The organism is Streptomyces sp. NPDC005533 (assembly GCF_042871845.1).
GTDB lineage: Bacteria > Actinomycetota > Actinomycetes > Streptomycetales > Streptomycetaceae > Streptomyces.
In genome coordinates, this window is record NZ_JBIAJH010000120.1 from 1 (window position 1) to 4,940 (window position 4,940).

The following is a 4,940-nucleotide window of genomic DNA, read 5'->3' on the forward strand; positions in this document are numbered from 1 at the left end:
GTTCAAGAAGAACCCGCCGGACTGGTACGAGGAGATCCACGAACGCCAACGCAAGGCGCACTCCTCACGCCGGATCCGGGTCGAGCACGGCATCGTACACCTCAAGAACTGGCGAGCACTCGCCCGCCACCACGACGCGAGCACATGAGCGACACGATCCAAGCTATCGCCGGACTGCTCTCACACCAGCAGACCGCCACCCGCGGGGTGCGTCAGCCACGGTGACCACCGCGCCGACCTGCACCTTTCGACGTGCCACCGCCAACCATGCACGAGCTCGTTAGAAATCGAAGTCGACGTCGTTCAAGAAACACCCAGGTCAAAGGCTTCTCAGTGTTACCGAGTCGCTGGGTCGTGAAACGCAGCCTGGCTGGATCATGATGCATCGCCGCCGCCCGCGACTACGAAACCAAACCCGAACACTCCGAAAGCATGATCCGTCTCGCCGCAATCTCCCACCCTTGCCAAACGCGCAACCGGCGAAACCATCCCAACCTGGCGAGACGCATAAACCACAATCACCCCGAACTACATGAACCAGACGTCCTCTTTAGACAGTCCGGTCAGGTGACCGGACGGCCTACGTTCTCCTCGAATTGTCCCGGCATGTTTCCGGCTTCGGTGAAACGCGCCACGAAGAAGCGCATTGGCTTGGGGAGGATGCTACCTGCCGGGCAGGTGGCGACTGCAATGGAGATCTTGGAGGTGCTCTTCCATACCAGCTGGCTGAAGTAGCGCGTCTCCGACTGGAGACCGGGCTTGCTGTAGTCGTACGCGGATCCCTGCTCGATCCATGCCTTGACTGCGTCGCCGACGTTAGCGGTGTACGCGCTGCTCCCATACATGGCCTCGCCGTACTTGCCCTCTGAAGCCGAGTGTTCGTACTTGCATTTAATGGCGTGTTCTTCGGCGCCGGGGTGGAGATCGTCGCTCCATGTCAGTGGGCCGGCGCCGTACTTGGCCCTGGCGGCATTCACCGCGGCGAGAGTCTGGTCCTTGAGTTCCCGTGGCGAGGGCTCGGCCATGGCCGGTACAGGCTCCGCCACAGCCAGGGGAGCGGCCTGCAAGAGGAGAGTAGTTGTGGCGACAGCGGCAGCCACGGCAAGAGGACGCGCAAGGCGCTGAGCAATCATGGCTCTATGTAATACGGGAACTTCCCTCAGTTATCAAGAGGGTAATTTTCACTGGGCGGCACGCCAGCGCCGTGGGGCCTCGAACGTGCGTTAAGCCCGTCACCACCGGTTGTAGGGATGAGCCGCTTCGACGGGCATTAGAATCATGATCTTCTGTAAAGATGGGCAATGTCATTACGGAGAGTCGGAGAGATTCCTGCCGCCCGTTGGTGGGAGTTATAGGACGAAAGTGTCTAGCTGTGAGGGGGCCGAGCTCCGGCGGGAGAACCGACGATTGAGGTGTTAACAGGCCGTCCCAGGCCACGACGACCCGCTCCCCGCGGTAGGGCAGCTTCATCTGTTTCAGGACCTCGATGAGGGCGGCAGTGTCGTAGCTGTCGGGCTTGAGGTGGAAGCACAGGCGGGCCCGTCGATCAGGTTCGGTGGAGTGGTAGCCCAGGGCTCCGACCATCGATGCACGCTTCCAGTTCAACCGATGCCGCAGGAGAGGCGTCTGGCCCCGCGGAGAGTAGGTGCGAGGAACCCGAGGAAGTAACGGGACGCCTGATTAGCCGCGGAACACGATCCACGACGGTGTGTTCACGGCTCATTTTTTGATCCGCGGCGACTCGTGCGATCCAACGGGCGATCTCCGACTCGTCCTTTCCGGTGGGGGTTACGTGCTCGCAGCCGCTGATATCGACGTGCTAGTTGAGTCTTATTGAATGTGAGCCAGGATGAGCCTCGGCCTTGCTGACTCCTCCTGATGGCGGTGCGGACAAGGGGCAGAAGCTATCCCGCCGCGAATATTTTTTGTTATTGCTCGCACGCGAAAAGGAACACGAGCACTGATCTGACCCCGACAGCAATCAGAGATCTCACGCTTCAACAGGACAGTGCCGAACTCGCCATTCTTAGGCGGACGGGACGGAGGCGCATCCTCATCGTGTGCGATGCGATAGCTGCTACACAGGAATGCACGACCCCTACCGTCAGCTACCACGGGGCACCTGCCCATCTCCATAGCGACGATTTCAGGCATGGCATGGCATGGCATGCCTGATCGCCATCCTAGCTGCCGAGAGGCAGTGGGTGCCCGCAGAATCACCCCGTGATCACAGTCGCACTGCTCCCCCGCCTGGGGCCCCCAGGAATTAAGTTTACTGATCCAGTCGGTGCAGACGTCACCAGGGAGAACCCGGTCGCCCCGACTGTCCCGGTTTTCCCCGCCTCCTCCTTAGGCAAATGCCTTTAGGCACTTGCCTACAGTTCACTTATCTGTGCCTCGGCGGCGAGTCATTATCAGTCTTTCGCACTGGAGCCGCTGATGCTGCTGGAGTATGAAAGATGAAGGAGGCCTAGTTGTCGCAGTCCACGTTCCTGAAGCCGACTGGAAGGCATCGAAAGACAGGCGTTCCCCTGCAGGTTCGCCGTGAACAGAACGCGCGGTTCACCGCGAGGTCTGGCGACGACATCTCTGGCCGCGCGACTCACCTTGTAGTCATCGCAATGGTTTCCTGCCTAGTACTGGCCGCAAATCTCATGCCCATAAACCCCTGGAATTCCGTCACTCGCGTTTCACAAGCGCTAGCTCCGACGGAATCTCATGTCGCTCCCACGGGGCGCGACATTACAGTCAATGAGCGCAGTATGCGCTCAAATGGGAGAGGGTCCGCAATGGATTCTGATCGCGAGATCGCGGCGGTGCATAGCAATCGCTGTAATCTGCAAGCCTCAGCTACGTTAGAATTGGCTAATCCCTCTGAATTGCGCGCCGTGGGTGCGAGAGAGGCGGGGCGACTCGCGAGAATTCCGTTGCCGATTCGAAGGGGTGGATCAATTTTTCTCTCCCTAAACCCGGATGAAGGGTCGATTAAGGCAGCCTGTTTCGCCGATATCAGATACGGCGAACAGAATGAGAGTATCCGATTGTTTCAGCGCGCCTTAATTAGCCACGGAAGTTATATCCCTGCTGGAGCGACTGGTGTTTTCGACAAGCAAACGCAGAACGCGTACAGCAGATTTCTGAAGGAACGAAAGATGTCGGAGGGCTTTTCCTGGAAGGCGGGTCTATATGCTCTCGGGCTTCAGCCGGCCGGGTCACTCCGAACCGTTCGTCTGGCTTCACCAGTGGAGAAGGGGACGATTTCATATAGGTACGGGATGCTGCACACGCGTTATTCTGCTGGTTTCCACACCGGGATCGACTATGCAGCCCCTTCAGGGTCCAGCGTTTACGCGATCCGCTCCGGAAGGGTCGAAGTCTCGCAAGATGACCCGCACGGTTTCGGGAAGTGGGTAGGACTTCGAGCAGACAACGGACGGCTCTACGTTTACGCACACCTTTTCCGGATCTCGGTACGTAGCGGCGATGCTGTATCAGCCGGAGACAAGCTCGGAACTGTGGGCGCGACTGGACGGGCAATCGGTCCGCACCTGCACTTCGAAGACCATTCACAGGGCCCTTTCAAGTACGGGGACGTGCGAGAGCCTAGGTGGTAGCTGCCTGGAGAACCCAAGATCGAGTCAGTCCGCTCCGCCGAGGAGGTGCAGGTTGAAGGGCGTAATGTTCTGGATCATGGCGCACAAGACGCTGGTTCGTCGGCAGGCGAGGGTAATCGCGGTCGCTTTGCGTGTCTCGCCTTCGGTAAGTTTCCCGTCTCGATACGTCTCTGAGATTGTGGCGGAAGCACGTATCCGCCTGCACGGGCCCATCCAACCGGCGGTCGGCGTGGGCGTGGGCGTGGCCTGGCCTGCGCCAGCCGCTGATGCCGCCAGTGTCGACGGGGACGGGGCCACACTGTCCAAAGCGGCCAGGCGGTTGGTGCAACTACAACCGCTCGCTATTCCCCGGTTTCGGCGATGAAACCTGCCCCGAGAGTGAGACTCGTGTTGGTCAGGATGGGGATCAATTCGGCGTCCCAATGCTGGCGGTACCTGACCTCGATCCGAGTGTCCAGGGCCTCCTCATGGTGGGCGAGCCGCGTGTTCGCCTGGGGCTACGAACTCGTCCGCCGAAACCTTACCGAGCTGTGCGGCCAGCTGGGCCGGAACGGCTTCTATCTCCGTGCAGGCAAGGGCGGCAGCACCGACGCCCTACTGGTTCCTCAGCCGCCTCTCCACCCGCGTGGGACCCAGACACCGGGGGCTGCCAACCTTTGGCTTCCGGTCGGTCGGGTGAGAGGACCCTGTTTGGCCAGGCTCAAGCTCCCTTCCCAGGAAGGGGAAAATTCCGAGAGCTGCCCGCGCCGATGGTCGATCTTACGCATGCGATCGAAGACGGTGCCCAGGCGCCGGGTCGCCAGAGGACGAAAGTCAGACGGCGGCCACGTTGCCAGGTCTAAACATCGCATCGCGACGGATGCTGGTCTTGCCGGGAATGATGATCAGTCCAGTGAGATACCTGACCGGTTGATTCGCGGCTGTGCGGTGGGTTGATTGCTAGCGCGGCATTCTGCGGTCGTACACGCCGACGCTGCTGCTTTTCCGTCTATTCGGGAAGATGTGTTGGCGCGGTCACGCGAACCCTGGACGATAGTCCGATAGTAGACCGCAGCCGGGGTACCCAAATACCCCGCTCCACGGCGTGCCCTTCCCTTTGTGAACACCAAAGTTCATCCGTGTCGGATACCGACACACTGCGCCGTGGCGTGCCGTGTCGCAGAGAACTGGCCGGTCGGCGCTCCAAGCTAGTGGTAGCTGCAGGTGACCCAGTTGATTGCGCTCGAGTCTAAGAGCTCGTAACACGATCATGATTGGCGTTTCCCGAGGCGTCGCCAGCAGATGAGGCTGCAGGCGAGGGAGACGAAGGCGTCGTGGAGTTCGGTG

At 60.2% G+C, this 4,940-nt stretch carries 2 protein-coding genes and 1 pseudogene; 2 read left to right on the top strand and 1 reads right to left on the bottom strand.

Features of this window, described 5'->3' with window-relative positions:
- Nucleotides 1-286: 286 nt before the first annotated feature.
- A pseudogene (locus ACFYP3_RS36945) lies at nucleotides 287-511 on the top strand (IS5/IS1182 family transposase); the annotation flags it as partial.
- A 52-nt stretch (nucleotides 512-563) separates the two neighbouring features.
- Here ACFYP3_RS36945 and ACFYP3_RS36950 read toward each other — a convergent pair.
- Nucleotides 564-1,133: a CAP domain-containing protein gene (locus ACFYP3_RS36950; RefSeq protein WP_388842440.1), complete on the bottom strand. Its 570-nt coding sequence runs from the start codon at nucleotides 1,131-1,133 to the stop codon at nucleotides 564-566.
- A 2,142-nt stretch (nucleotides 1,134-3,275) separates the two neighbouring features.
- Here ACFYP3_RS36950 and ACFYP3_RS36955 point away from each other — a divergent pair.
- Entirely contained in the window at nucleotides 3,276-3,614 is a 339-nt protein-coding gene (locus ACFYP3_RS36955; protein ID WP_388842442.1) for a M23 family metallopeptidase, read from the top strand.
- The last annotated feature ends 1,326 nt before the right edge of the window (nucleotides 3,615-4,940 follow it).